The organism is Gramella sp. Hel_I_59, assembly GCF_006714895.1.
GTDB lineage: Bacteria > Bacteroidota > Bacteroidia > Flavobacteriales > Flavobacteriaceae > Christiangramia.
Window position 1 is genome coordinate 3,320,026 of the sequence record NZ_VFME01000001.1, and the last position, 24,827, is coordinate 3,344,852.

26 protein-coding genes are annotated in these 24,827 nt (G+C 38.8%); 11 read left to right on the forward strand and 15 right to left on the reverse strand.

Annotation, left to right across the window (positions count from 1 at the left end; genetic code table 11):
* Positions 1 to 18 precede the first annotated feature (18 nt).
* Positions 19 to 462, forward strand: a complete 444-nt coding sequence (locus tag JM79_RS15445; protein WP_141879016.1) for an MgtC/SapB family protein — start codon at positions 19 to 21, stop codon at positions 460 to 462.
* A gap of 7 nt (positions 463 to 469) precedes the next feature.
* Here JM79_RS15445 and mnhG read toward each other — a convergent pair whose 3' ends face one another.
* From mnhG to JM79_RS15480, 7 genes are read right to left on the reverse strand one after another with little or no spacing between them, the layout of a single operon-like run.
* On the reverse strand, positions 470 to 880 hold the full coding sequence (gene mnhG / locus JM79_RS15450) for a monovalent cation/H(+) antiporter subunit G (RefSeq protein WP_141879017.1): 411 nt from the start codon (positions 878 to 880) through the stop codon (positions 470 to 472).
* Complete coding sequence (locus tag JM79_RS15455; RefSeq protein ID WP_141879018.1) at positions 877 to 1,149, reverse strand: monovalent cation/H+ antiporter complex subunit F; 273 nt, start codon at positions 1,147 to 1,149, stop codon at positions 877 to 879. The genes mnhG and JM79_RS15455 overlap by 4 nt, the downstream gene beginning before the upstream one ends.
* The gene (locus tag JM79_RS15460) at positions 1,146 to 1,622 is read right to left on the reverse strand and encodes a Na+/H+ antiporter subunit E (RefSeq protein ID WP_026913949.1); all 477 of its coding nucleotides are present in this window, start codon (positions 1,620 to 1,622) and stop codon (positions 1,146 to 1,148) included. Before JM79_RS15460 ends, JM79_RS15455 begins: the two co-directional genes overlap by 4 nt.
* A 4-nt stretch (positions 1,623 to 1,626) precedes the next feature.
* Positions 1,627 to 3,141 (reverse strand): proton-conducting transporter membrane subunit, encoded by a 1,515-nt coding sequence (locus JM79_RS15465; protein WP_141879019.1) that lies wholly within the window; start codon positions 3,139 to 3,141, stop codon positions 1,627 to 1,629.
* A complete protein-coding gene (locus JM79_RS15470) occupies positions 3,138 to 3,491 on the reverse strand; it encodes a Na+/H+ antiporter subunit C (protein WP_141879020.1) in 354 nt (117 codons plus the stop codon). Before JM79_RS15470 ends, JM79_RS15465 begins: the two co-directional genes overlap by 4 nt.
* Before the next feature lies 1 nt (position 3,492).
* Positions 3,493 to 3,909, reverse strand: a complete 417-nt coding sequence (locus JM79_RS15475) for a Na+/H+ antiporter subunit B (protein ID WP_141879021.1) — start codon at positions 3,907 to 3,909, stop codon at positions 3,493 to 3,495.
* A gap of 1 nt (position 3,910) precedes the next feature.
* Positions 3,911 to 6,259, reverse strand: coding sequence for a putative monovalent cation/H+ antiporter subunit A (locus JM79_RS15480; RefSeq protein ID WP_141879022.1), 2,349 nt, complete (start codon positions 6,257 to 6,259; stop codon positions 3,911 to 3,913).
* 229 nt (positions 6,260 to 6,488) lie between these two features.
* Here JM79_RS15480 and JM79_RS15485 point away from each other — a divergent pair, with 229 nt between their 5' ends.
* Genes JM79_RS15485 through JM79_RS15500 form a run of 4 tightly spaced genes read left to right on the forward strand, consistent with a single transcriptional unit; the run spans position 6,489 to position 9,621 of the window.
* Positions 6,489 to 7,010 (forward strand): DUF2975 domain-containing protein, encoded by a 522-nt coding sequence (locus JM79_RS15485; protein ID WP_141879023.1) that lies wholly within the window; start codon positions 6,489 to 6,491, stop codon positions 7,008 to 7,010.
* An 11-nt stretch (positions 7,011 to 7,021) separates the two neighbouring features.
* On the forward strand, positions 7,022 to 7,585 hold the full coding sequence (locus JM79_RS15490; RefSeq protein ID WP_141879024.1) for a DUF2975 domain-containing protein: 564 nt from the start codon (positions 7,022 to 7,024) through the stop codon (positions 7,583 to 7,585).
* A 2-nt stretch (positions 7,586 to 7,587) separates the two neighbouring features.
* A complete protein-coding gene (locus JM79_RS15495) occupies positions 7,588 to 7,794 on the forward strand; it encodes a helix-turn-helix transcriptional regulator (RefSeq protein ID WP_141879025.1) in 207 nt (68 codons plus the stop codon).
* A 51-nt stretch (positions 7,795 to 7,845) separates the two neighbouring features.
* Positions 7,846 to 9,621: a PDZ domain-containing protein gene (locus JM79_RS15500; RefSeq protein WP_141879026.1), complete on the forward strand. Its 1,776-nt coding sequence runs from the start codon at positions 7,846 to 7,848 to the stop codon at positions 9,619 to 9,621.
* Positions 9,622 to 9,695: 74 nt separating this feature from the next.
* On the opposite strand, the gene JM79_RS15505 is transcribed toward JM79_RS15500, so the two are convergent.
* The 5 genes from JM79_RS15505 to JM79_RS15525 form a co-directional block, all read right to left on the reverse strand.
* Complete coding sequence (locus JM79_RS15505; protein ID WP_141879027.1) at positions 9,696 to 9,992, reverse strand: F0F1 ATP synthase subunit epsilon; 297 nt, start codon at positions 9,990 to 9,992, stop codon at positions 9,696 to 9,698.
* Between the two features lie 10 nt (positions 9,993 to 10,002).
* Complete coding sequence (atpD, locus tag JM79_RS15510; protein WP_141879028.1) at positions 10,003 to 11,514, reverse strand: F0F1 ATP synthase subunit beta; 1,512 nt, start codon at positions 11,512 to 11,514, stop codon at positions 10,003 to 10,005.
* A 256-nt stretch (positions 11,515 to 11,770) separates the two neighbouring features.
* Positions 11,771 to 13,618: a glutamine--fructose-6-phosphate transaminase (isomerizing) gene (gene glmS / locus JM79_RS15515; RefSeq protein WP_141879029.1), complete on the reverse strand. Its 1,848-nt coding sequence runs from the start codon at positions 13,616 to 13,618 to the stop codon at positions 11,771 to 11,773.
* A gap of 5 nt (positions 13,619 to 13,623) precedes the next feature.
* Complete coding sequence (locus JM79_RS15520; protein WP_185739516.1) at positions 13,624 to 15,159, reverse strand: DUF4270 domain-containing protein; 1,536 nt, start codon at positions 15,157 to 15,159, stop codon at positions 13,624 to 13,626.
* Positions 15,160 to 15,207: 48 nt separating this feature from the next.
* Positions 15,208 to 16,023: a glycogen/starch synthase gene (locus JM79_RS15525; RefSeq protein WP_141879031.1), complete on the reverse strand. Its 816-nt coding sequence runs from the start codon at positions 16,021 to 16,023 to the stop codon at positions 15,208 to 15,210.
* Positions 16,024 to 16,133: 110 nt separating this feature from the next.
* Here JM79_RS15525 and panC point away from each other — a divergent pair, with 110 nt between their 5' ends.
* Genes panC through JM79_RS15555 form a run of 6 tightly spaced genes read left to right on the forward strand, consistent with a single transcriptional unit; the run spans position 16,134 to position 22,043 of the window.
* Positions 16,134 to 16,985, forward strand: coding sequence for a pantoate--beta-alanine ligase (gene panC, locus JM79_RS15530; protein ID WP_141879032.1), 852 nt, complete (start codon positions 16,134 to 16,136; stop codon positions 16,983 to 16,985).
* A gap of 6 nt (positions 16,986 to 16,991) precedes the next feature.
* Positions 16,992 to 17,342 carry an aspartate 1-decarboxylase gene (gene panD, locus JM79_RS15535; protein ID WP_141879264.1) on the forward strand — a complete coding sequence of 117 codons (351 nt, stop codon included), beginning with the start codon at positions 16,992 to 16,994 and terminating at the stop codon, positions 17,340 to 17,342.
* A gap of 4 nt (positions 17,343 to 17,346) precedes the next feature.
* Positions 17,347 to 18,312, forward strand: a complete 966-nt coding sequence (locus JM79_RS15540) for a lysylphosphatidylglycerol synthase transmembrane domain-containing protein (RefSeq protein ID WP_141879033.1) — start codon at positions 17,347 to 17,349, stop codon at positions 18,310 to 18,312.
* 35 nt (positions 18,313 to 18,347) lie between these two features.
* Positions 18,348 to 19,493 (forward strand): alpha/beta hydrolase-fold protein, encoded by a 1,146-nt coding sequence (locus JM79_RS15545; protein WP_141879034.1) that lies wholly within the window; start codon positions 18,348 to 18,350, stop codon positions 19,491 to 19,493.
* Positions 19,494 to 19,511: 18 nt separating this feature from the next.
* A complete protein-coding gene (radA, locus tag JM79_RS15550) occupies positions 19,512 to 20,876 on the forward strand; it encodes a DNA repair protein RadA (RefSeq protein WP_141879035.1) in 1,365 nt (454 codons plus the stop codon).
* Positions 20,877 to 20,918: 42 nt separating this feature from the next.
* Positions 20,919 to 22,043, forward strand: a complete 1,125-nt coding sequence (locus JM79_RS15555) for a M23 family metallopeptidase (RefSeq protein ID WP_260443465.1) — start codon at positions 20,919 to 20,921, stop codon at positions 22,041 to 22,043.
* On the opposite strand, the gene JM79_RS15560 is transcribed toward JM79_RS15555, so the two are convergent.
* Genes JM79_RS15560 through JM79_RS15570 form a run of 3 tightly spaced genes read right to left on the reverse strand, consistent with a single transcriptional unit; the run spans position 22,040 to position 24,813 of the window.
* Positions 22,040 to 23,074, reverse strand: a complete 1,035-nt coding sequence (locus JM79_RS15560; protein WP_141879037.1) for an aldo/keto reductase — start codon at positions 23,072 to 23,074, stop codon at positions 22,040 to 22,042. The genes JM79_RS15555 and JM79_RS15560 overlap by 4 nt on opposite strands.
* Positions 23,075 to 23,078: 4 nt before the next feature.
* Positions 23,079 to 24,041, reverse strand: a complete 963-nt coding sequence (locus JM79_RS15565) for an OmpA family protein (RefSeq protein WP_141879038.1) — start codon at positions 24,039 to 24,041, stop codon at positions 23,079 to 23,081.
* 7 nt (positions 24,042 to 24,048) lie between these two features.
* Positions 24,049 to 24,813 (reverse strand): exodeoxyribonuclease III, encoded by a 765-nt coding sequence (locus JM79_RS15570; protein WP_141879039.1) that lies wholly within the window; start codon positions 24,811 to 24,813, stop codon positions 24,049 to 24,051.
* Positions 24,814 to 24,827: the final 14 nt, after the last annotated feature.

Consider the following 24,827-nt stretch of genomic DNA (forward strand, 5'->3'; position numbering starts at 1 on the left):
CAATGAATTTTATAAAATATGAACTGGGAACTATTTGCTCTTAGAGTAGTACTTGCAACGATTGCCGGACTGGTAATTGGCTATGAACGGGAAATCCAGGGCAAAGGTGCAGGATTGAAAACCAACGCACTGGTGGCTCTTGGCTCCGCGATCTTTATATTAATGGCTCTTAGGTTTCAAAACGAAGAGTCGGTGGATATCACTCGGGTACTTGGGCAGATCGTTGTTGGTATTGGATTTATTGGCGCAGGAACTATTCTGGAAAAGAAGAGAAAAATTCAGGGTCTTACCACTGCAGCTACAGTCTGGTGTAGTGCTGCTACCGGGTGTCTTGCTGGTTTTGGAATGTATACAGAACTAGGAATTATAAGCGGACTTATTCTAATAATTAACCTTGTATTTGGCTACGTTGAACACGAGATGATCAAAAAGAATGAACAGGATGAGGAGAAAAAAGATTAACCGCTTATTACTTATCGGCATCATCCATTTTGCTATGATCCACGTTATCTTCAGGGGTATCGTCCACCTTGCTTTTTAAGATGTGGGTGTTCTTTTGGTATTTACCCTGCAATTCATCCATTACCGACTTATCCCAAAGTTTAACTCCAATAAAATAAGAAGCTCTTCCAATAAGGTGAGCACTAACAGGAGCCGTTAAGAATAGAAACAGAATGATTACAAATGCCTGTGAAGTCACATCTGCATTACTAAAGAATACAGTGGAACTTAGTAATAAAAGACCAACTCCAAGAGTCGCAGCTTTGGTAGTTACTGAAATACGAAGATAAGTGTCTGGCATACGAACGATCCCGATCGCTGCTAAAAGAACGAAAAGGGCTCCCAGTGTTGCTATGGCGGCAATTATGATATCTATCATTTCCTTTTACGTTTTTCAAGATAAAATGAAAGCGCTACTGTACTTAAAAATGCGATTAATGCCAGAATTAGCGCAGTATCCATCAAGGTGGATTGATTGTAAATAATACTGTATATCGCAATGATCCCGATTCCGGTCGTAATGAGAAGGTCGAGCGATACAATCTTATCTGCAATGCTTGGACCCTTCATAAATCTCCAAAGTATCAAAACTGCAGAGATCACCAATATGGGTAATATGATATAATGTAAATATTCAACTAACGTCATGACAGCACTTCCAAAATTCTACGTTCAAATCCATCTTTGATTCCACGGATGAATTTCTCTCTATCCTTCAGGTACATTGCATGTACAAAAAGAACCTTTTTATCGTTCGATACATCTATGCTCAAAGTTCCTGGTGTAAGAGATATCATATTTGCAAGAACGGTAATTCCAATATCAGATTTTACATCCAGCGGAACCATGATTATTCCCGGCGTCACATTAAGTCTTGGTGTGATCACTTCATATGCAACCTCAATGTTTGCTTTTACAAGCTCGTAAAGAAAATTCAGTAACAGCAATATGATCTTCGGAACTATAAGAAAATAACGGGTTCGTTTTCTACCTACTGTTATGAGCCAGAGAATATGAAAATTCAGAAAAAATCCAAACAGATAGTTTTCGAATGAAAAATCACCCGTTAGGGCAACCCATACGAACGTTAGCAATATGTTTGAAAGAAATTTATTCTTCATCTTCTTAATTCTTCGTCTTTAAAACTGCCTCAATGTACCCTTCACTATTTACCAATTCATCGGCAATTCTTGCAGAAAGCTCCTGAATATGTTCAGCTCCAAAACCAATATACAAAGATACAATACTAAGCATAGCTACCGGCACGATAAATTGCGAGCGTTTTAGATTGGTCATCTTATGATAATATCCAAAATATTTTCTTTCCGGCATTTCCTTAGCATCTTTCCAGAACACTTCAGCCCACATTTTCGCAATGATCACTAAAGTTATAAAGCTGGCAAAGATGATCGCCGCAACGGTAATATAGTTACCCCCAGTAAATCCGGCTTTAATTAGGTTGATCTTTGGCCAGAAACCAGATAATGGCGGAATCCCGACCAAGCTAAATAATGGAATAAATAGCAATAAACTTATCTTCGGGTATTTAGCATAAATACCTCCAAGATCCCGCATGCTGTTAGTTCCTGTAATTCTATAAACCACCCCGCTCAGCATGAAAAGATTGGTTTTTACGATAATATCATGAATAAGGTAGAAGATCGCACCTGCAATAGCAATTTCTGTGAACATCCCGATCCCTGCGATCATGTATCCAATATGACAGATGATTAGATATGAAAATACCTTCCTCATGTTATTTTGCACCAGTGCTCCAATTCCACCACTCACTAAAGTAAGTATGGCGATGACCATGATAATGTTATTCAGAAAGGGTTCGTTGACAAATATTAGTGTAAACACCCGTATTAAAGCATATACACCTACTTTGGTCAATAATCCTCCGAAAATAGCCGATACGGCGAACGGAGGTGTATGATACGAAGCCGGTAACCAGAAATACAGCGGAAAAACTCCTGCTTTGATCCCGAAACCTATTAAGAATAATACGGCAGTAATTTGAACGAGTCCGCGATTTTCCACAGCAGCTACCTGACCAGCAAGATCGGCCATATTCAAGCTTCCGGTAATACCGTAAAGTACAGCGATCGCCGTTAGGAAGATCATGGAAGCTAAAATATTCAGCGTGAAATATTTTACAGCTCCTTCAAGCTGAGCCTTTTCACCTCCAATGGTAATCAGCACGAACGAACTAATAATAATGATTTCAAACCACACATAGAGGTTGAAAATATCACCGGTTAAAAAAGCCCCATTCAAACCTAATAACAGGAAATGAAATATGGGAAAATAGCCAAATCTTAGCCGGTCTCTTAATACTGAACCTGCGGAAAATATGGAAACTGCAAGTCCTGAAATTGCGGTTAATAGTACAAGCGTAGCTGCCAGTGAATCTGCAACAAAGGTGATTCCGAAGGGAGCTTCCCAGTTCCCGGCTTGTATGGTTTGAGTCCCATTTTGCCAGATATAGCTGAAAAGAACGATCGCCAGAATTACGCTCATCGTACTCCCAAAGATGCTGAATATCTTCTGAAAACGAATCCTGGACCAGCCGAACATAAGTATAATACTGATGGCCATCTGTAAGAAAAGCGGATATAATATTAATTGCTGTGTCATGAATCTTCGTCGGTTGCGTTCATTTCGTCCAAATCATCAGTTCTAACTACGGTATGCGCCCTCTTTACCAGAACGATGGCAAAAGATTGCAATCCAAAACTAATTACAATGGCAGTAAGGATCAATGCCTGCGGTACAGGATCGGCAAAGGCTTCTACGAAAACCTTGGAATCTCCGGGTATAATTGGAGGAGCTCCTTTGGTTATTCTTCCGAGGAGAAAAATAAGCAGGTTTGCGCCGTTACCTAGTAATATGATTCCTATAATAAGTTTCACCATACTTCGGCGAAGCATCATATAAATACCAGTTCCGTATAGAATACCTACCATTAATGCTAAAAGTATCTCCATATCAGGCCGATTCAGAAATTGTAAAGATTATTGTAAGAGTCACTCCATTTACCACGAGGTACACTCCTATGTCGAAAAATAGTGCTGAACCTACTTTTCCTAGAATAGCAACTGTATCATGTGACCAAAGTCCGGTCATGAAGGGCATATCGAAAAATATCACTGGAGCAAGACCAGCCATAAACGAAATAGCGAGTCCTACCGGTAATAAAAATCCTGGATGCACGATTAAAAGCTCTTTGGTTTTCTCGAGTCCGTTGGCAAACGAATGCAATATAAAAGCAATAGATGCGATAAGGCCGCCAACAAATCCACCTCCTGGCAGGTAATGCCCACGGAGAAGGATAAAAATCGAAAACACCAACAATACCGGTAAAAGGTAATTAGAAGCTGTTTTTAATATGATGGTTGTTCGCATATTATTGTTCCTTATTTTCTTGTTTTAGACTTGTATCGGCATATCGTTTTCTATCTCTCATCTTAAGTCTTAATTTCATCAAGCCGAATACTCCAACTGCTGCTATAGATAATACTGAAACTTCTATTAGTGTATCTGCACCACGGAAGTCAACAAGGATCACGTTCACAACGTTTTTTCCATGAGCTTCAACATATGAGTTTGCAGCGTAGAACTCCCCAACCTGCTTGCTTACAGGTTCAGAAAGTACTTCAAGCGCTAGAACCGTAATGATCAAACCGAATACACTGGATAGCACACCGTCCCTCACACGCGTTTTATAGTCTGAAAGTTTCAAATACTTAGGTAATTTATACAATACCAGTACGAATAGAATTACTGTAAGTGTATCAATTGAGAACTGGGTCATGGCCAGATCGGGCGCCGAATAAAATACAAAGATCAAACAAATCGATAGACCAACCACACCCATAGCTGCAACCGCTGCCAAACGGGATTCAGTAAAAACTGTATAGAAGATTCCAGCAATCAAAATCAAAGTAGTGGTGATCTCATAGACAGTGATTTTAGATAATGAATTATAGTCGATCACGAAACGAGTATTTCCAATCATTATATAACCGACCAATACCACCAGAAAGAGAATAATGATAGAAATGTAGTTTCTTAAGTATCCATTCTGAAAGAAATTCGTCCAGAAGTTAGAGAATTGTACAAAACCTTTATTGATAAGATTCAGAATATTTTCAGGTGAAATTGAGTTGAATTTCGCTGCAGATGCTACCAGTTTTTCTGAAGGTTTGATTACAAAATATAACGTAGTTCCAACACCAATAGTGATCAAACTAAGTATAAAAATTAGATTAAATCCGTGCCAAAGTGCCAGATGAATTTCAGAAGCATCACCACCAAGAGCCGTAACTACAGGTTTAATTAAAGCACCTTCAATTAGAAATGGAGCAATTCCAAAAACAAGACCTAAAGTTGCAAGTAATACCGGCGGAATCCACATGATTGGACCAGGAGCTTTCACGTTTTTGTGTTCTTCAGGCAGTTTCCCGGTGAATGGCTTGATTCCCGCTACAAAACCTGCATATAGCAAGAGAATCTTAGTAAGAACTATCGCGATCATCGAAATTATGATAATCGTTTCTGAATGATATGTAGCTTCGTACGTAAGTTCCTTTCCAATAAAACCTATCGTTGGGGGAATCCCGGCACTGGAAATTGCTGCCAGTATCCCGGCGATCCCAACCGGAAGCATAATTTTATTAAGTCCCGCGAGTCTGGTGACATCACGGGTATGTGTTTGATGATCTATGATTCCCGTTACCAGGAACAAAGTTGCTTTATATAACGCATGAACAATGATAAATACTGCTGCAGCCAAGAATGCTTCTTCGGTCCCCAGACCAATTAAAAACACCAGAATACCTAAGGCCGAAATTGTTGAATAGGCCAGGATCCCTTTAAGATCTGTTCTGAACAAGGTATGGATCGCAGAGTAAAGCATAGTAATTCCCCCAACGATGATCAGCGTATAATTCCAGATATTTTCACCTCCAAGAATAGGAGTAAAACGCATTAATAAATAGATTCCTGCTTTTACCATGGTGGCAGAATGCAGGTAGGTGGATACCGGTGTTGGAGCCTTCATTGCTCCGGGTAACCAGAAGTGAAATGGGAATTGAGCCGATTTTGTGAAAGCCGCACCAAATAACAGCATAACAGCAACTGCGTAAAATTCGTTACCACGAATAGCTTCACTCATACTCAGCATTTCTGAAATGCTGTAGGTGCCTGTAATATTATTTAGTAATAAAGCTGAAGCAAGAAGTAATAATCCTCCTATTCCGGTAATACCCAAAGCGGTCATTGCCGATTTTCGGGAAGCAGGATTAGTATTATTGAAGCCGATTAAAAAGAAAGAACTAATACTGGTAAGTTCCCAGAACACAAACAAAGTGATCATGTTATCAGAAAGTACCAGTCCAAGCATTGCACCCATGAACGCAGCGAGATATCCATAAAATCTATCCAGGTACTCGTGCCCTTTTAAGTAAGAAGAGGTATACGCAAAAACAAGGAAACCAATCCCCGTGATCATTAAAGAAAATAGCAACGACAAGCCGTCCAGCTTAAAACCAAGATCTACTCCAAAGGATGGAATCCATTGAAAGGATCTGGTAATTACTTCACCATCTGCAATTGGAGCTATAAACTGGAAAAAGTATAAAAAGAGCCCAAGTGGTACTATGGAAGCCAGTATCGAGAGCTTACCTTTGAAGAACTTCCCTACAAAAACCAAGAGAATAGAAAATATAAATCCTGTAAGAATTGCGGTAAGCATACTTAGTAAATCTGTTTGTCGCAAATATAATAGTTATTATTGAAGAATAGTTTTAGCGCAATCAATAATCCTGGAGATAAACGTGATTTCTACATTAATTACTCTCTATTTAATTCACTCTCAATTTTCTATCAATTACAACAAGCTCTTAGAAATATTTGCAAATAAAATTATTGATAATCGATAATTTAGTATATGTTTGTTATCGTAAAACGATAATTACCTATAGATGAAGCCGCCAAAATTCCTAAAAACGATAATCAACATTTCCTACATTCTTCTTTTACTTAAACTAATTATAACCAGTCTATGTTATATATATTTTCTTTTAGGTGGAAGCGTAAAACTTAGCTCCCTAGATTATATTACCATCGTTGAGAACGAAGAGTCAACAGCAGCTGCAATAGTTTTCTTCACTCTTGAGATTATTTATACATCAATTTTATTTTCATCAGTATATATTTTGAAAAAGTTAATTAAAGACTTTGAAAAAGAAAGGTTGTATACGAAACTCCAAATTTCTGGATTAAGCCTCGCAGGAAAATTAATAATTGGGTTAGTTATTCTACAGATAGTAGCGGAATTCTTCACTGTATTCATTTTTGATAACAGATTAGAAATAGGTCTTTCTATTGAAAATGATCTTGGAAGTCCTTGGCTGGTAATATCAATTGGTTTATTTCTTATTTATTTGAGTAAAATCTTTAAAAATAGCGCCAGTTTATTGAAGGAAAATGAATTAACTATCTAAGTATAAATATCATGAGTAAAAATAGCCTACTTAAAACCGCAGCTTTTCTCTGTCAATTGCTTAACGGAGCTTTCATTCTTGTCTTAGTTATTCTCACGATTGTTTTTATCCACTTTCAAGTAGATCGCGATTTTTATAATGGATGGCATGCAGACAAACCGATAAAAGGCAATTCTATAAAATTCCAGAAAGTAATAGGAGAAGAAGTTCCAGATGAGGATGTTATCTATATGACCGATTGGAATACAGCTTCGCTATATTTCAATTATCTAAGATTTGCAGGAATAATTCTTCTCATGTACCTAGCTATAAAACAATTTCAAAATGTTTTAAAGTCAGTAGAAAATCTAGAAACCTTTAAAACCACCAATGTGCAGGCATTCCAAAGGATAGGAATTTATTGTCTTATTATTTCCGGACTGTCATGGATTACAATGTGGGATTTCGACAATTATCATGTAAGTGGTTTTCATCTTGATTTTGATTTTCTAATCATTGCCCTGTTGGCTTTTATCTTTGCTGAAATTTTTAAAGAGGGAAATCAATTGATGGAAGAGAACAAACTAACCGTTTAAGAATGGCCATTATCATCAATCTGGATCGGATTCTGGAAGAAAGAGGTATGAAAAGCAATGAACTGGCTGAAATGGTTGGGATCACTACGGCAAACCTCTCTATCCTTAAAACTGGTAAAGCCAAAGCTGTTCGGTTTTCCACACTTGAAGCTATTTGCCAGGCTCTGGATTGCCAACCCGGGGATATTCTGGAATATTTGCCAGATTAGAAAACTTCTAACTTATTCTCTTAAATTTAGCTACCTAAAATTTTTCAATTTATGCGATCATTATTATTGTTACTGCTATTAACTTCCATGGCAGCGACTTCACAGGTAAACACTTATAAAATTTCCTTCAGCAATGCTGTTCATCATGAAGCAAAAATAGAAGTAACATTTCCGAAGATAAAATCACAGGAACTAACTGTACGAATGAGCCGTACTTCTCCTGGTAGATACGCCCTGCATGAGTTTGCCAAAAATGTGTACGGTTTCAAAGCTTTTAATAGTGAGGGAAAAGAATTAGAAATCACAAGAGAAGATCCTTATTCCTGGACGGTTAAGAATACAGATGGCACTATTTCCATAGAGTATATACTATACGCGAATCGCGGTGATGGCACCTATTCTCAGGTTGATGCCAGTCATGCTCATTTAAATATTCCAGCAACCTTCATGTATTCCGAAGAATTGAAAGATCGTGATATTGAGTTACAGATCGATCTTCAGGATCAACCAGACTGGAAGATCGCTACACAGCTTGAGAAGATCAATGAGAAAACTTTTAAGGCGCCAGATCTGTATTATTTTATGGATAGCCCGATAGAGATCAGCGATCATCAAATCAGAAGTTTCGAGCATGACGGTCAGAAAATCGAATTTGTTCTTCACCACCAGGGAACTGAAGCTGAACTTGATCAATATTTCGAGCAGATTAAAGCGATCGTAGAACAGGAAGCAGCCGTTTTCGGTGAATTACCAGATTATGATTACGGGAGATATACTTTCCTGGCTTGCTATATGCCAAATGCCAGCGGCGACGGAATGGAACATCGTAACAGTACGATTCTTACAAAGACAGATGCTCTGGCAGATGGTGGAATGAAAGGCAATATTGGCACCGCAGCTCATGAATTTTTCCATGGATGGAATGTGGAGCGTATTCGCCCTGCGGATCTGGAACCCTTCAGTTTTTCTGAAGTAAATATGAGCCGAAACTTATGGTTTGCTGAAGGTTTCACAAGTTATTATACCGGGTTAATTCTACATCGTGCAGGCATCACTTCAGAAAAAGAATATATCGAAGGGCTTTCCGGGACTTTTAATTATGTCTGGAATTCTCCAGCTACCCGATATTTCAATCCTATGGAAATGAGCATGCAGGCTCCATTTGTAGATGCGGCAAAGTCTGTAGATCCTGTGAATCGTGAAAACACCTTTATCTCCTATTATTCCTACGGAAGTATCCTTGGTCTTGCACTGGATCTTTCTTTAAGAGAAGAAGGTCTGAATCTCGATGACTTTATGAAAATGATGTGGCATAAGTATGGCAAGAATGAAGTTGCTTACGATACAGAGGATATTGAAAATACACTTACAGCATATGCGGGCAAAGAATTCTCAGATAATTTCTTCGCAAAACATATACGATCTGCTGAAAAACCAGATTATAGAAAATTGTTCGATCATGTAGGTGTGAGCATCACTCAGGACAGTAAAAATAATCATTTTGGAGCTAGTTTCCGTGAAACTGAGAACGGATTGCAAATTAGTCGGAATACTGTAATAGGAAGTCCTGCCTACGAAGCTTGCCTGAACGAAGGAGATTTGATCACATCAGCAAATGGAACTCCAGTAAATACTTCAAAAGAAATGGAAGAAGTGATTGCTGGTACTGCTGAAGGTGAAAAGATAAGCCTCGAATATCAGCGATTTGGAGAAACCAAAACTACTTCCATAGAACTTTCAGCAGATCCTGATTACAAAATTACGTTATCTGAGAATGCTTCGAAAGAACAATTAAAGAACCGAAAGAAATGGCTGGAATCTAAATAATTAGCAGTTCAATAATGCTCATAAAAAAAGCCTTTCAGAAATGAAAGGCTTTTAATTTTATAAGAATGAGAATATTAATCGGCTAAAATAATAGCTTTATTATCCTTCATTTCAAGAACTCCACCTTTAATGGTGTAGAACAAAACTTCAGTATTGTTTCCTTCCGTTCTAAAAGCCGACTGATCCTTAGCTTTGATCTCGTTCGTGCTTCCGGCTGCAAGGTCGATCTTTACATCACCTTCAGTAAGAACAGATACGATAGGTGCGTGATTGTTCAGCATTTGAAATTCACCATCATTTCCTGGAACTTTCACAGCATCTACTTTAGCTCTGAATACTACCGCCTCTGGAGTAACTATCTCTAAATACATTTAACTAATTTTAGTTTTCAGCAAGCATTTTCTCACCAGCTTCGATCGCTTCCTCAATGGTTCCTTTAAGGTTAAAGGCCGCTTCCGGATACTTATCAAGCTCTCCATCCATGATCATGTTAAAACCTTTGATGGTATCTTTAATATCTACAAGCACACCTTTAAGACCAGTAAACTGCTCTGCTACGTGAAATGGCTGAGAAAGGAAACGTTGAACACGTCTTGCTCTGGATACTGCAAGCTTATCTTCTTCGGAAAGTTCTTCCATACCAAGAATAGCAATAATATCCTGAAGCTCTTTATATCTCTGTAAAAGCTCCTTTACTCTTTGTGCACAATCATAATGCTCATTTCCTAAGATATCTGGAGTAAGGATCCTTGAAGTAGAATCCAAAGGATCTACCGCAGGATAAATACCTAACTCAGCAATCTTACGAGAAAGTACCGTTGTAGCATCCAGGTGGGCAAATGTTGTTGCCGGTGCTGGATCGGTAAGGTCATCTGCAGGTACATAAACCGCCTGTACAGATGTAATAGATCCGTTTTTAGTAGAAGTAATTCGCTCCTGCATCGCACCCATCTCGGTTGCTAGCGTTGGCTGATACCCTACTGCTGATGGCATACGCCCAAGAAGTGCAGACACCTCTGAACCAGCCTGTGTAAAACGGAAAATGTTATCTACGAAGAAAAGAACGTCTTTCCCCTGACCTTCTCCAGCTCCATCACGGAAATATTCCGCAATTGTAAGACCAGAAAGGGCAACACGTGCACGTGCTCCAGGTGGTTCGTTCATTTGTCCAAATACGAAGGTTGCTTTAGAATCCTTCATTACTTCTTTATCTACTTTCTGAAGATCCCATCCGCCTTCTTCCATAGAATGCATGAAATCGTCACCGTACTTGATAATCCCAGACTCTAACATCTCTCTAAGAAGGTCATTTCCTTCACGAGTACGTTCACCAACTCCTGCAAAAACAGAAAGTCCACCGTGACCTTTAGCGATGTTATTAATTAATTCCTGGATAAGTACTGTTTTTCCAACTCCTGCACCTCCAAAAAGTCCAATCTTACCACCTTTAGAATAAGGTTCGATAAGGTCAATTACTTTAATTCCGGTAAACAGAACTTCAGTAGACACAGATAAATCTTCGAATTTTGGCGCCTGGCGGTGAATTGGCAATCCATCTACACCTGCTTTTGGCAAGTTTCCAAGACCATCAATCGCATCACCAATAACGTTGAAAAGACGTCCGTAAACATCTTTACCAACTGGCATTTGAATAGGATTTCCGGTATTAAGAACATCAACACCACGGCTTAGACCGTCAGTAGAGTCCATAGAGATCGTTCTTACAGTATCTTCTCCAATATGTGATTGTACTTCAAGAACTAAAGTAGAACCATCTTTTCTGGCGATTTCCAAAGAATCGTAGATCTTTGGCAGTTCAGCGTTTTCTGAGTCGAACACAACGTCAACTACAGGACCAATAATCTGGGCAACTTTACCTGTGACTTTAGACATTTATCTAATTCTTTTAATTTTATTACGTAAAATTCAAATACCTACTCGCTTGATTTCAAAATTGATAAATCAGAAATAGGTCATTTTCAGGGTGCAAAGATAAATTTTTCTCTGAAAAAACAGATTGAAATAAAGAGAAGTTTTTAATGTTTTGAAAATGTCTGAATTTTCAACGTTGAACCGTGCTAAGAATCTTATCAAAACGAAAAAACCTCTTCGATCGAAGAGGCTTTTTTATCAAATATGTCAATAATTATTATTCTACAGTAACAGACTTTGCTAGGTTACGTGGTTGATCCACATTTTTACCGAGCAATACTGCAATATGATAGGATAATAACTGCAATGGGATCGTTGTAAGCAACGGAGTAAGTGATTCCATCGTTTCTGGAACTTCGATCACATAATCTGCAAGATCTCTAACTTCTTCATCTCCTTTAGTCACAATACCAATGATCTTTCCTTTTCTGGACTTGATCTCCTGTATGTTACTCACTACTTTTTCGTAATGTCCTTTCTTAGTAGCGATCACTACAACTGGCATTTGCTCATCGATCAATGCGATTGGTCCATGCTTCATCTCTGCTGCAGGATAACCTTCAGCGTGGATATAAGAAATTTCTTTAAGCTTTAAAGCTCCTTCAAGTGCTACAGGGAAATTATATCCTCTACCTAAATAAAGACAGTTTGGAGCATCTTTGTATTTAGCCGCAATCTCCTGGATAAGTTCATCAGACTTAAGTGCCTCTTTAACTTTCTCCGGAATTCGCTCCAATTCCTGTAAATGGAATTGGAAATCGCTATGAGAAATGGTCCCCTTAAACTTTCCAAGCTTAAGAGCCATTAATGTAAGTACTGTTATTTGAGTTGTAAATGCCTTTGTGGAAGCTACTCCAATTTCTGGTCCAGCATGCGTATAAGCTCCTGCGTGAGTTTCTCTTGAAATTGAAGATCCTACAACGTTACAAACTCCAAAGGTAAAAGCTCCTTTTTCCTTGGCTAGCTTAATAGCTGCCATCGTATCTGCAGTTTCACCACTTTGCGATATGGAAATAACCACATCGTTTTCTGAAATCACTGGATTTCTATATCTGAATTCTGAAGCGTATTCTACTTCTACAGGGATTCTTGCGATATCTTCAAAAATATATTCCGCTACCAGTCCTGCATGCCATGATGTACCACAAGCAACAATAATGATACGTTTTGCATTCGCAATACGCTCCATATTATCATCTACCCCGGCCATTCTAATGATGCCTTGATCAACAAGCATTCTACCTCTATAGGTATCGCTAATTGCATTTGGCTGTTCATGAATTTCCTTCAGCATAAAATGCTCATAACCACCTTTTTCAATCTGCTCCAGGTTCATTTGCAATTCCTGCACATAAGGATCTACTAGTGAATCATCATGAATCTTTCTAACTTTTACCTCCTTGTCTCTACGAATAACTGCCATCTCTCCATCTTCCAGGTAGATCGCATTATTGGTAAATTCTAGAAATGGTGATGCATCTGATGCTACGAAAAACTCATCTTCTCCAACTCCAATAGCCAACGGACTTCCTAGTCTTGCAACTACAATTTCATCTGGCTTCGTTTTATTAAAAACAGCGATCGCATAGGCACCTATAGTTTGATTTAAAGCAATCTGAACTGCCTTACCTAATTTCACTTTTTCGTTTATGATCACATCTTCGATAAGATTCACCAATACCTCAGTATCTGTATCACTTTTAAAAGTGTAACCACGTTTTTTCAATTCCTTTTTCAAAGAATCATAATTCTCAATAATCCCGTTATGTATAATAACAAGGTCACCAGAATTTGAGTAATGAGGGTGAGAGTTCACGTCATTTGGCTCGCCGTGAGTTGCCCATCTTGTATGACCAATTCCAACAGTTCCGTTTGTAGTAACTTCCTCTTCGAATTTCTGCTTTAGATCGGCTACCTTACCTTTTGTTTTACACATCTTCAGCTCTTCACCATCGTATAGAGCAATACCAGCGCTATCGTATCCACGATATTCCAGTCTTTGTAATCCTTTTAAAACAATAGGGTAAGCTTCTCTATGCCCTATGTATCCAACAATTCCACACATATTTCTTAATTATAGTTGGTATAATATATTCTCAATTTCAATCTCCTATTTTCATCTGCGGAATTGCTACCGTGCAATACGGTTCCTTCCGGAGTTAAAACAGAACCCGTAGGGATTCTGGTAAGCTCTTCTGAATTTCTTACTGCAGAATTTAAGGAACCTGCAATTACTCCCTGACTTGACCTTGAAACCACCGTATTTATATTTGGTACTGCTACAAGTCCTAGTTTTACATTATCTCCATCATTATTCAGAATGTTGGATAAATGGTTAGTAATCCTCAATGTATAATAATAACCATCTTCTCCTTCTTCGACCTGCAACGGACTAGAAAAAGTCGTCAAACTAGTTGAAGGATCTGCGGCATTAAGCGAAAGATCTATCGCGTAATCACCAAGAAAAGCATTATTAGTAAAATCATACAAATATAGTCTATCTGGATTTTCACCTCCATAAACATCACGATTTACAAAGAATTCCAGAGTAGCTTCATTGATCAATAGATCTTCTGATCTTAGATCCTGAAGCACCAATGTATCCGGAAAAAGCTCTATAATCGCCATACTCCCTTGCTGTCCTTTAATATAAAGATTTTCAGCACCAGTTTCTGAAGATTGCGACTCAATTTCCTGTAAAACATCAGATGGATATGCTCCTTCCAATAGATTCACTCTGTTTCCAGAAGCAAAATTCAAGGTATAACTTCCACGAACATCCTCTTCAATTTCATCATCTACCTCACGATCACTACGATAATATAAAGTGATCTTAGCATCCTGATTATTCAGATTAAAGAAGATCTGTGATCCTTCAGTTCCATTCTCTTCAGCCTTAATATATATATTTCTGAAGTAGTTTTTGAAATCAGTATTTGATGATAATTCCGAAGAACCTTCCTTGTCAAGAATCTTCGTTTCGAAATAATCCGTAGGAAGTTTTATCCTGAAAGATGGTGTATTTGCGATAGTATCGGTTCCATCTTCACCAACTTCGTAAGAGTCGAAAGCTAAAGCCGAAGGCTCGAAATTTTCTTCTACATAGATTGCTGGCCCTACAATATTCTGCTCGAATAGTTGTTTTTGATCTGAATAATATCTCTGAGCCGATTCAAAACCAGCATCAGGATCGAGGTCATTCAGTAAAAAGTTCGTCTCAAAAATAGATAATTTGAAAGAACCATTTCCATAAATGGAATCCAGGTCATATGTTACCTCATCATCATCTGAAGTGGCTGCTTCCGAAGAATAATAAGGAATTTTAAGCACCACACTATCAAGTTCTACATTGTCGCCAAAATCCGGATCCAAAGTAGATAATCTTAACTCACTAACTATACTAGCGACAGATTTACCGTACAGATCGTGATTGGTGACGCCCAGAAAGAAATTGGACGAGTTATTGGTTTGTACTGAATTAAGCTTTTTGGTGTAGGCATTCACATTGAACTCCCGAACTTCGACATTCGAAGGATTGGTTATGATCTCTCCTCCTATTTCTGAAAAGTCTTCGTCACACCCTACAAAAGCGGAAATAACAGCCATAAAGACTGTTATTCTGTATAAATTATTTAATCTCATTTAAAATTTTTCTTACGATTCTGACAATACTTTAGTGTCATAAAATTCTTGATACGCGTGAGAGAAATTTTCTTTTTCGGTATAAGGAAGAACCGGTTTATTGAGCTTCTTAATGTAATCCTGCAACTCTTCAGGCACATCATCACCACCCATTACTACAGCATCTGAATTATCTACTGCCGTCTTCAAAATATTTACGAAGTTTGGAGTTTTTAGATGCTTTACGTTTGCATTTTCAAAACCATCAAACAAAATTTTCTCACGTAGTTCTTCATCTAACGTTCCATCGAAACTTTGATTGTAAACGGAGGTCACAATTTTTGCATCACGGAATAATGGTTCATTCCCGTAATAGTTTCTAAGGTAAAGTGGTAATAGAGAAGATAGCCATCCATGAACATGAATGATGTCTGGAGACCAGTTCAGTTTTTTCACTGTTTCGATCACCCCTTTTGCAAAGAAAATTGCTCTTTCGTCATTATCAGAAAAGAGATTTCCATCTTCATCTGTTAAGGTTGCTTTCCTTTTAAAATAATCTTCATTATCAATAAAGTAAACCTGCATTCTTTCCTTTGGAATGGAAGCCACTTTAATGATTAGAGGCATATCCAGATCATTGATTACCAGGTTCATCCCGGATAATCGAATCACTTCATGTAATTGATGCCTTCTTTCATTGATATTTCCGAATCTTGGCATAAAGATCCTTATCTGTCCGCCAAGGTTATTAACCATTTTTGCAGCTTCAAAGGAAGTAGATGAGATATCGGTTTCAGGTAAGTACGGTATAACTTCAGACGAGACGTATAACACTCTCTTATCTTTCATATATTCTTTGCTTTAGTTACGTTTCCGAATAAAAAACACGCAAAATTACAAAATTTTATGCAGATTGCCACAGATATATTAAGTTTGCACGCTGTTAATTTTAAAATAAAATGCAGGTTTTTAGGGAGAAAGGACGTTTACTTGAGGCTATTCGCGAGAAGAAATCTGAAGAAAAGAGCATCGGACTGGTGCCAACCATGGGTGCTTTACACGAAGGTCATCTATCCCTGGTTCAATTCGCTACGCAACAAACAGACCAGGTTGTTGTGTCCATTTTTGTAAATCCAACTCAATTTGACGATCCGGAAGATCTGGAAAAATATCCCAGAAATCTCGATCAGGATATCGCATTATTAAAGACAAAATTCCAAAATCTATGGATTTTCAGTCCTAATGCGACTGAACTTTATGATGGTAAGATTGTTTCCCAGCAATTTGATTTTGGTGGTTTGGAGAACGTCATGGAAGGAAAATTTAGAAATGGACATTTTAATGGTGTTGGTACCGTGGTGAAAAAATTGTTCGAAGCTACTGAACCTGACAAGGCTTTTTTCGGTGAGAAGGATTTCCAGCAATTACAGATTATTCGCAAACTTACAGATCTTACAAAATTACCGGTAGAAATCATTGGCTGCCCTATTTTAAGAGAGGATAGTGGACTTGCAAGGTCGTCAAGAAATGAACGTCTAACTGATGCAAACAGGCAGAAAGCAGCTTTTATTTACAAAACGCTACAAACTGCCAGTGAGCTATTTGGCACAAAAAGTGCTAAAGAAGTGACAGACTGGGTTGAGACGGCATTTCAAGATCAGGATGTTCTGGAACTGGAATATTTTATGATTGCTGAAGCTAATAGTCTTCAAAAAATTGAAATCAAAGATAAAGAAAAACAATACAGGGCGTTCATCGCAGTATATGCAGACGATATTCGTCTCATCGATAACATCGCTCTGAACAATTAATTCATGATGCAGATTCACGTAGTAAAATCCAAAATTCACAGAGTTAAAGTAACCGGTGCAGATCTAAATTATATTGGTAGTATCACTATCGATGAAGATTTGATGGAAGCGGCGAATATTATCGAAGGTGAAAAGGTGCAGATCGTTAATAATAACAACGGTGAACGTCTTGAAACCTACGTAATTCCAGGCCCTAGAAATTCAGGAGAGATTACTTTAAACGGCGCAGCGGCTAGAAAAGTTGCTAAGGATGATATTTTAATTATTATCGCTTACGGAATTATGGAAATAGAAGAAGCTAAAAACTTTAAACCATCATTGGTATTTCCTGATGAAGAAACCAATCTTTTGAAATAGTTCGTTGAGCAAAAAATTCAAAAAGTTTTTAAAAATTAGTATCCCCTTATTTCTGGGGATTTTTTTGGTATGGTATTCATTACAAAGTTCAACTGCTCAAGAACGTGAGAGCTTATGGCAGAGTATCGTTGATGCCAACAAATTCTGGATAGCGGTTTCTTTTGTTCTGGGAACTCTTTCGCATCTTTCCAGGGCTTATCGTTGGAAATTTATGCTGGAACCAATGGGTTACAACACCAAGTTTCCAAACCGATTCATGGCAGTTATGGTCGCCTATCTTGCCAACTTCGGAATTCCAAGATCTGGTGAAGTTTTGCGCGCTGCCACGTTAACTACCTATGAAAAGGTTCCTTTCGAAAAAGGTTTTGGAACTATCATTTCTGAAAGAGTTGCTGATCTGCTTATCCTAATGCTCATTATTGGGGTTGCGCTTATTTTACAAACCGACGATCTTCTGGGCTACCTGCATGACCAGAACATTAAACCCATGAATACCCTACTAATATTTCTGGGATTGGTAGGACTTGGGGTTTTAGGCCTTACAGTTATTAAAAGATCAAACTGGGGACCTTTTAAGAAAATAAAAAAGCTCGCAAAAGGCTTACTGGAAGGGATGCGAAGTATCCTGAACATGCGCCAGAAATGGGCTTTTATAGCACATACCATTTTTATATGGTCAATGTATCTATGCATGTTCTTCGTAATAAAACTAAGCGTTCCTGAAACTGCAGATGCTACACCAGGCACCATTCTGGCTGCATTCGTTGTGGGAAGTTTCGCTGTTTCAGCAACTAATGGAGGCATAGGCGTTTATCCCTTAGCCGTAGGGGGAATCCTGATGTTCTTTGGTATCGAATCACATGCTGCTGAAGCGCTTGGCTGGATCTCCTGGGCAACTCAAACCGCTGTGGTTCTGTTATTTGGCGGACTATCATTTATCCTGTTACCGCTTTTTAATAACAGGAAATAATACTTACCTTTCCTGTCCGAATCAATACTACACCTATGAAATGTTTATTAACCCTGCTATTGGCACTCATTCTGCCTTTAGTAAGCTGGTCGCAGATCCTGCATGAGACCGTCAACTCTCAAAAGCTAGGAGAGAAAAGAGAAATCAAAATCCAACTTCCCAGAAATTACGAACAGAATTCAGAAAAGAGGTACCCGGTAGTGGTCGTTCTGGATGGAGACTACCTATTCGAACCCGTAGCTGGTATGGTAGATTATTATTCCTACTGGAAAGACATTCCTGAGATGATTGTTGTTGGAATCAACCAAGATGGAATTCGTATGGAAGATACATCCTACGGAGAAAATTCTCTTCCTGCAGATAAAGGCGCTAAGTTTTTTGAATTTATTGGCATGGAACTACTCGCCAGCCTCGATCAAAAGTACAGAACGGCAAATTTCCGAATGATCGTAGGGCATGATTTTACGGCTAATTTTATCAATTATTATCTCCTTAAACAGGAGCCTATTTTTAAAGGCTATATTAATCTTAGTCCAGATCTAGCTCCAGAAGTAGCAAACTGGGTTACAGATGCTTTAGAAACTTCAGAATCCAAAAAATGGTTCTATCTGGCTACATCTAACGAGGATATACCTGCACTAAAATCTGGCATTGCGAATTTTGACAATCAACTTAAAAATATCAACAACAAGCTGGTTTCTTATAAATTCGAAGAATTTACCGGGGAATCTCACTACTCGCTAGTAGGCAAGGCCATACCTTCGGCAATCTCAAGCATGTTTGAGATCTACCGCCCTATATCAACCAAAGATTATAATGAGATACTTCTGCAAACTTCTATTTCTCCTACCCAATATCTTACCGAGAAATATGAATCGATCGAAGAGCTTTATGGTCTTAAAAGACAAATAAGTATCAACGATTTTATGGCTGTTCATAACGCTATTGAAAAAACACGAAACTGGGAAGCCTATAAGGATCTTTATAAACTTGCTTTTGATCATTATCCGGGAACCATGTTAGGAACATTCTTCGAAGCCCGACATGAAGAAGAAACCGGCAATCCCAAAAAGGCAATGCGTATGTATCAAAATGCCTACGGACAAAAAAGTATCGCATTTCTTGATGCAGATTATATGCTGGAGAAGGCAGATGCAATCAAAAAAGATTTCGGTTATTAGCAGAATATAATTTAGGAAATGGCGAAGGTAAAGACAACATTCTATTGTCAGAAATGTGGTGCACAATACGCAAAATGGCAGGGGAAATGCAACAGTTGCGGCGACTGGAATACGATAGTTGAAGAACTTGTCGCAAAACCTGAAAAAAAAGATTGGAAAACAAGTGCCAGTAAGGAAGCTAAAAAATTAGCTAGGCCTTTACTTATTGCTGAAATTGAAACGACACCACACGATCGCCTTAATACTGGTAACAATGAATTAAATCGTGTACTTGGAGGTGGTCTCGTCCCGGGGTCGCTTACTTTGCTTGGTGGTGAACCGGGAATTGGAAAAAGTACGCTACTACTTCAGATAAGTCTGCAGTTAAAATACAAGGTTTTATACGTTTCCGGAGAGGAAAGTCAGCAGCAGATCAAGATGCGAGCTGAACGTATCGATCCTAATCCTGCCAATTGTTTTATCCTTACCGAAACTAAAACTCAGAATATCTTCCGTCAGGTAGAAGAGATCGAGCCTGAAGTGGTTATTATCGATTCGATCCAGACCTTACATAGTGATTATATTGAAAGCGCTCCGGGAAGTATTTCGCAGATCAGGGAATGCACCGCCGAGCTTATAAAATTTGCTAAGGAAAGTAATACTCCGGTCATTTTGATTGGTCATATCACGAAAGAAGGAAGTATCGCCGGCCCAAAGGTTCTGGAGCATATGGTCGATACCGTTTTGCAGTTTGAAGGAGATCGAAATCATGTATACAGGATCCTTAGAGCGCATAAAAACCGCTTCGGAAGCACCCATGAGTTGGGCATTTACGAGATGCAGGGCAGCGGACTACGGGAAGTCAATAACCCTTCAGAAATACTTATTTCCAAGAATGATGAAGATCTAAGTGGAACAGCCATCGCTTCTACATTGGAAGGGATGCGACCACTAATGATCGAGATCCAGGCTTTGGTAAGCACCGCTGTCTACGGGACACCACAACGTTCTACCACCGGTTACAATGCTAAAAGACTGAATATGTTACTGGCAGTTCTGGAGAAAAGAGCTGGCTTCAGGCTGGGAGCGAAAGACGTTTTCCTGAATGTTACCGGCGGTATTAGTGTGGATGACCCGGCGATAGATCTCGCAGTTGTTGCTGCAATTCTGTCTTCAAACGAGGATATTGCACTTCCAAAAGATATCTGTTTTGCTGCTGAAATTGGCCTCGCCGGTGAAGTGCGACCAGTGACCCGTGTAGAGCAAAGAATTCTTGAGGCCGAGAAACTTGGTTTTGCCAGTATTATGGTTTCCAAACAGAATAAATTTCCAAAATCTGAATATCATATCAAGGTCATTAAAGTTTCCAAAATTGAAGATGTTGTAAGTCATCTTTTTGAATAGACTGGCACAATTGCTGCGTATATTTAGCTCGATATGAAGCAAATGCGCAACCTTAGGTATATTCTTATTTTCTTACTTATTTCTGGCTGTTCTCAGCTGGAAAAAGCTGAAGATCTTATTTCCGGGCTTTCTGATAAAGAGAAATATCAACGGGAACGCGATATTTCAAATGAATTATTTAGTCTTTGGGAATCCAGGATTCAGAAAGCTTTAAACGATAGTATTGAAGTTGAAATGCCGTATACTGAAGCAGGAAACTTAAAACCGAAAAGCTTCAGTATTTACTCTTACCAAGCGTATTTAAAACCAGGTGAGATCCTGAACACCAATTTTAAAACCGACTCCTCTTCCACCCTTATTTTTACTGAAATATATCGTCGTAACAAGGAAACTAAAAAGTTTGAACAGGTTTTAAAACCTAAATCTGATGGTTCTATTTCCTACGAAGTTGAAGAAAAAGGACTCTATAAAGTGATCTTTCAGCCGGAAATTGAAGCTCATACGGCTTTTACAATACAACTTTCCATACTACCAGCTTATCAATTTCCAGTTTCTGGTGGGGATAATGCAGATATTGGTAGTTACTGGGGAGACATTCGGGATGGTGGTAGCCGGGACCATGAGGGTATAGATATTTTTGCAGATCGAGGAACACCGGTGATTGCAACGACTTCTGGAAGGATAGGTTATTCCGGAGAGAAAGGCCTTGGTGGAAAACAAGTCTGGCTGCGTGATTCAAAACGCTCTCAATCTATATATTATGCTCACCTGGATAGTATAGTTCCAAATTTAAATTCGGTCAGGACCGGTGATACTCTTGGATTTGTTGGCAATACGGGAAATGCTAAAACCACTCCTCCACATTTACACTTCGGAATATATCGCAGGAATACAGGAGCAATCGATCCGCTAGGATTTGTTTATAAAACTGAAACCTTTGAAAGTGCTATTCCGAAGGAAAATAAAATAGCGCAACAACTTAGAGTAATTTCAACGAAAGCAAACCTGCGGAATAAAGCAGCTGCCAGTAATTCTAAAATAATGAAAACTGCCAGAAATGGCGAACTTTTGTTCGTGCATGGAAAAACGGCCGATTGGTATCATGTTCGTGATAGCCTCGACCGTTCTATGTATGTGCATGAGAGCCTGGTAAGCCCAAATATTTAGGGTGCAGGATTTGGAATTTGCTGATGGATCTCATCGATCACTTTCAGGATTTCATCGCTAAGAACGATATCAATACTCTCAATATTTTCCTTTAATTGCTCCATGGTCGTAGCACCAATAATATTGCTGGTCACGAATTTCTGCTGATTCACGAAAGCCAATGCCAGATGGGTTAAACTAAGATTATGCTTATCGGCCAGATCCTTGTATTTCCTGGTTGCCTCGACTGCCAGATCATTTGAATATCTCTTATACTGCGGAAACAGATCCAAACGGGAGTTCTTTTGTATACCATTTAAATGCTTTCCACTGAGCGTTCCCATTCCAAGCGGCGAATAAGGAAATAAGCCTACATTCTCCCGATGAAGTATTTCTGTTAATCCAACCTCATCCTTTCGATTAAGAAGACTGTATGGATTTTGAACGGTCACTACCTTCGGCAGTTTATCTCCAGCAGCCTGAAGAAATTTCATGAGTCCGTAAGGAGTTTCATTACTCAAACCTATATGACCAATTTTTCCCTGTTGAACAAACTCCTGCAAAGATTCCAGGATCTCCTGAAAGTTTTCTTCCCAGGCTTCAGATTCATCATGCTTATAATCCAGTTTCCCGAAAAAATTGGTATTACGTTCCGGCCAGTGCAATTGGTATAGATCGATATGGTCTGTTTGCAATCTCTTTAATGAATTATGCAAAGCATCCTGGATAGCTTCCTTGTGAAAACCAAGATTTTCGCGAATATGCGAAACCATATCTCCGGGACCAGCCACTTTACTGGCGACTACCACATCGTCTCTTCTTCCGGTTTTCTTTAACCAGGATCCAATCACTTTTTCTGTACTTCCCTGAGTTTCTGCCTTCGTTGGGATCGAATACATTTCAGCAGTATCGATAAAGTTTACACCTCTATCCAGGGCGTAATCTATTTGCTCGTGACCTTCAGCCTCTGTATTCTGTTCTCCCCAAGTCATGGAACCAAGACAGATCTTACTAACTTTTATATTGGTATTCGGTAGATTGCTATATTTCATCTAATTATTCAATTTCATTAAGGACACGAGTGATTTCATCCAGTTTTGGAGTAAGAATCACTTCAATTCTACGGTTTTTGGCTTTTCCTGCTTCAGATTCATTTTTGGCGATTGGTGCATATTCACCTCTACCAGCAGCAGTAAGACTTTGAGGGTCAATCTGGTTGTTTTCTCGCAAAATCTGTACTATGGACGTCGCTCTTTTAGTAGAAAGATCCCAGTTGTCTTTTAACTGTCCGCTACCTCCATAAGGCACATTATCTGTATGTCCTTCAATTAGAACTGAGATATCAGGATTTTGCGCAAGTACGCTTCCCAGCTGTTTGACAGCTTTTCTTCCTTCCTGATTCACTGCCCAGCTACCAGAATCAAACAGCAATTTATTTTCCATGGAAACATATACTTTCCCATCTTTTTGCTCAACGCTTAATCCTTTCCCCTCAAAATTTGTAAGCGCATTGGAAACAGCATTCTTAAGAGCGTTCATTTTGGCGTCCTTAGCTGCAATGACAGATTCCAGTTCATCGATTCTCTGAGAACGAAGATTAAGGTCTTTTTGAAGTTTTTCCAGTCGGTTCTTTTCGGTAAGGAGGTCGGCTTCTTTTTCGTCTAACTGCGCGAGTAGCTCTCTGTTCTGACGGGAATTCTCCAGTATTGCTGCTGAACTATTTTGCTCAAGGGCATCATAAGATTCTTCCAGACTGGAATAGTTCTTTTGCAACGCAGCATATTTCTGCATTAGATCATTTCGCTCTGTAGTAGCAGCATCGTACTCTTTTTGTAAGCCGGCAAGATCATTCCCAAGCTTTTCCGAATTACTTCGGAAGGAATTGAGGTCCTCATTCATGCTTCTATTCTCACGCTGAAGGTCTGCATTTCTACCTTCCAGATCATTGTATTTTTTCGATGAAACACAGGAAGTTCCCAATGCAAGAAGTGTTGATATTGTAAGGATTCTAAGTTTCATAATTTTTTTATTTTTCGATTTCTACTAGAACGGGACAATGGTCACTATGGTATGCTTCCGGCAGGATTACTGCTCTTTTTAAGCGATCTTTCAGGGGTGCTGCTACCAAATTATAATCGATCCTCCATCCTTTATTGTTATTTCGTGCATTAGCTCTGTAACTCCACCAGGAATATTGATCTGGTTCCTCATTAAATTGACGGAAGCTATCTATAAAACCACTTTGCATTAACCTATCGATCCACTGTCGTTCTTCAGGAAGAAATCCGGAAGTGTTCTTTAACCTTACTGGATCGTGAATATCGATGGCTTCGTGACAAATGTTGTAATCCCCGCCAATAATCAAATTAGGTCTGGACTTTTTAAGTTCATCAATATAATACTGGAAATCCTCCATGAATTTGAACTTGAAATCGAGCCTTGCAGTATTGGTACCCGATGGTAAATAAAGACTCATGACTGAAAGTTCTCCAAAATCTGCCCGAATCACCCGGCCTTCATAGTCCATATAATCTATCCCGGTCCCATATTCTACATGATCTGGTTTGGTTTTACTCAAAATTGCCACGCCGCTATATCCTTTTTTAGTTGCGGGATACCAGTATTGATATGGATACCCAGCCTTTTCAAAGACTTCCAGATCAAGTTGTTCTGGAGTAGCTTTTATTTCCTGAATAAGAACCACATCTGGATCTGCCTGTTGTAACCAGTCAAGAAAACCTTTCCTGATCGCAGCCCTGATGCCGTTTACATTATATGAGATAATAGTCATAGAATTCGATTTTG

Coding starts and splice junctions, on each gene's coding strand:
- JM79_RS15445 (WP_141879016.1), top strand. CDS start 19: ATGAACTGGGAACTATTTGCTCTTAGAGTAGTACTTGCAACGATTGCC.
- mnhG (WP_141879017.1), bottom strand. CDS start 880: ATGATAGATATCATAATTGCCGCCATAGCAACACTGGGAGCCCTTTTC.
- JM79_RS15455 (WP_141879018.1), bottom strand. CDS start 1,149: ATGACGTTAGTTGAATATTTACATTATATCATATTACCCATATTGGTG.
- JM79_RS15460 (WP_026913949.1), bottom strand. CDS start 1,622: ATGAAGAATAAATTTCTTTCAAACATATTGCTAACGTTCGTATGGGTT.
- JM79_RS15465 (WP_141879019.1), bottom strand. CDS start 3,141: ATGACACAGCAATTAATATTATATCCGCTTTTCTTACAGATGGCCATC.
- JM79_RS15470 (WP_141879020.1), bottom strand. CDS start 3,491: ATGGAGATACTTTTAGCATTAATGGTAGGTATTCTATACGGAACTGGT.
- JM79_RS15475 (WP_141879021.1), bottom strand. CDS start 3,909: ATGCGAACAACCATCATATTAAAAACAGCTTCTAATTACCTTTTACCG.
- JM79_RS15480 (WP_141879022.1), bottom strand. CDS start 6,259: ATGCTTACCGCAATTCTTACAGGATTTATATTTTCTATTCTCTTGGTT.
- JM79_RS15485 (WP_141879023.1), top strand. CDS start 6,489: ATGAAGCCGCCAAAATTCCTAAAAACGATAATCAACATTTCCTACATT.
- JM79_RS15490 (WP_141879024.1), top strand. CDS start 7,022: ATGAGTAAAAATAGCCTACTTAAAACCGCAGCTTTTCTCTGTCAATTG.
- JM79_RS15495 (WP_141879025.1), top strand. CDS start 7,588: ATGGCCATTATCATCAATCTGGATCGGATTCTGGAAGAAAGAGGTATG.
- JM79_RS15500 (WP_141879026.1), top strand. CDS start 7,846: ATGCGATCATTATTATTGTTACTGCTATTAACTTCCATGGCAGCGACT.
- JM79_RS15505 (WP_141879027.1), bottom strand. CDS start 9,992: ATGTATTTAGAGATAGTTACTCCAGAGGCGGTAGTATTCAGAGCTAAA.
- atpD (WP_141879028.1), bottom strand. CDS start 11,514: ATGTCTAAAGTCACAGGTAAAGTTGCCCAGATTATTGGTCCTGTAGTT.
- glmS (WP_141879029.1), bottom strand. CDS start 13,618: ATGTGTGGAATTGTTGGATACATAGGGCATAGAGAAGCTTACCCTATT.
- JM79_RS15520 (WP_185739516.1), bottom strand. CDS start 15,159: ATGGCTGTTATTTCCGCTTTTGTAGGGTGTGACGAAGACTTTTCAGAA.
- JM79_RS15525 (WP_141879031.1), bottom strand. CDS start 16,023: ATGAAAGATAAGAGAGTGTTATACGTCTCGTCTGAAGTTATACCGTAC.
- panC (WP_141879032.1), top strand. CDS start 16,134: ATGCAGGTTTTTAGGGAGAAAGGACGTTTACTTGAGGCTATTCGCGAG.
- panD (WP_141879264.1), top strand. CDS start 16,992: ATGCAGATTCACGTAGTAAAATCCAAAATTCACAGAGTTAAAGTAACC.
- JM79_RS15545 (WP_141879034.1), top strand. CDS start 18,348: ATGAAATGTTTATTAACCCTGCTATTGGCACTCATTCTGCCTTTAGTA.
- radA (WP_141879035.1), top strand. CDS start 19,512: ATGGCGAAGGTAAAGACAACATTCTATTGTCAGAAATGTGGTGCACAA.
- JM79_RS15555 (WP_260443465.1), top strand. CDS start 20,919: ATGCGCAACCTTAGGTATATTCTTATTTTCTTACTTATTTCTGGCTGT.
- JM79_RS15560 (WP_141879037.1), bottom strand. CDS start 23,074: ATGAAATATAGCAATCTACCGAATACCAATATAAAAGTTAGTAAGATC.
- JM79_RS15565 (WP_141879038.1), bottom strand. CDS start 24,041: ATGAAACTTAGAATCCTTACAATATCAACACTTCTTGCATTGGGAACT.
- JM79_RS15570 (WP_141879039.1), bottom strand. CDS start 24,813: ATGACTATTATCTCATATAATGTAAACGGCATCAGGGCTGCGATCAGG.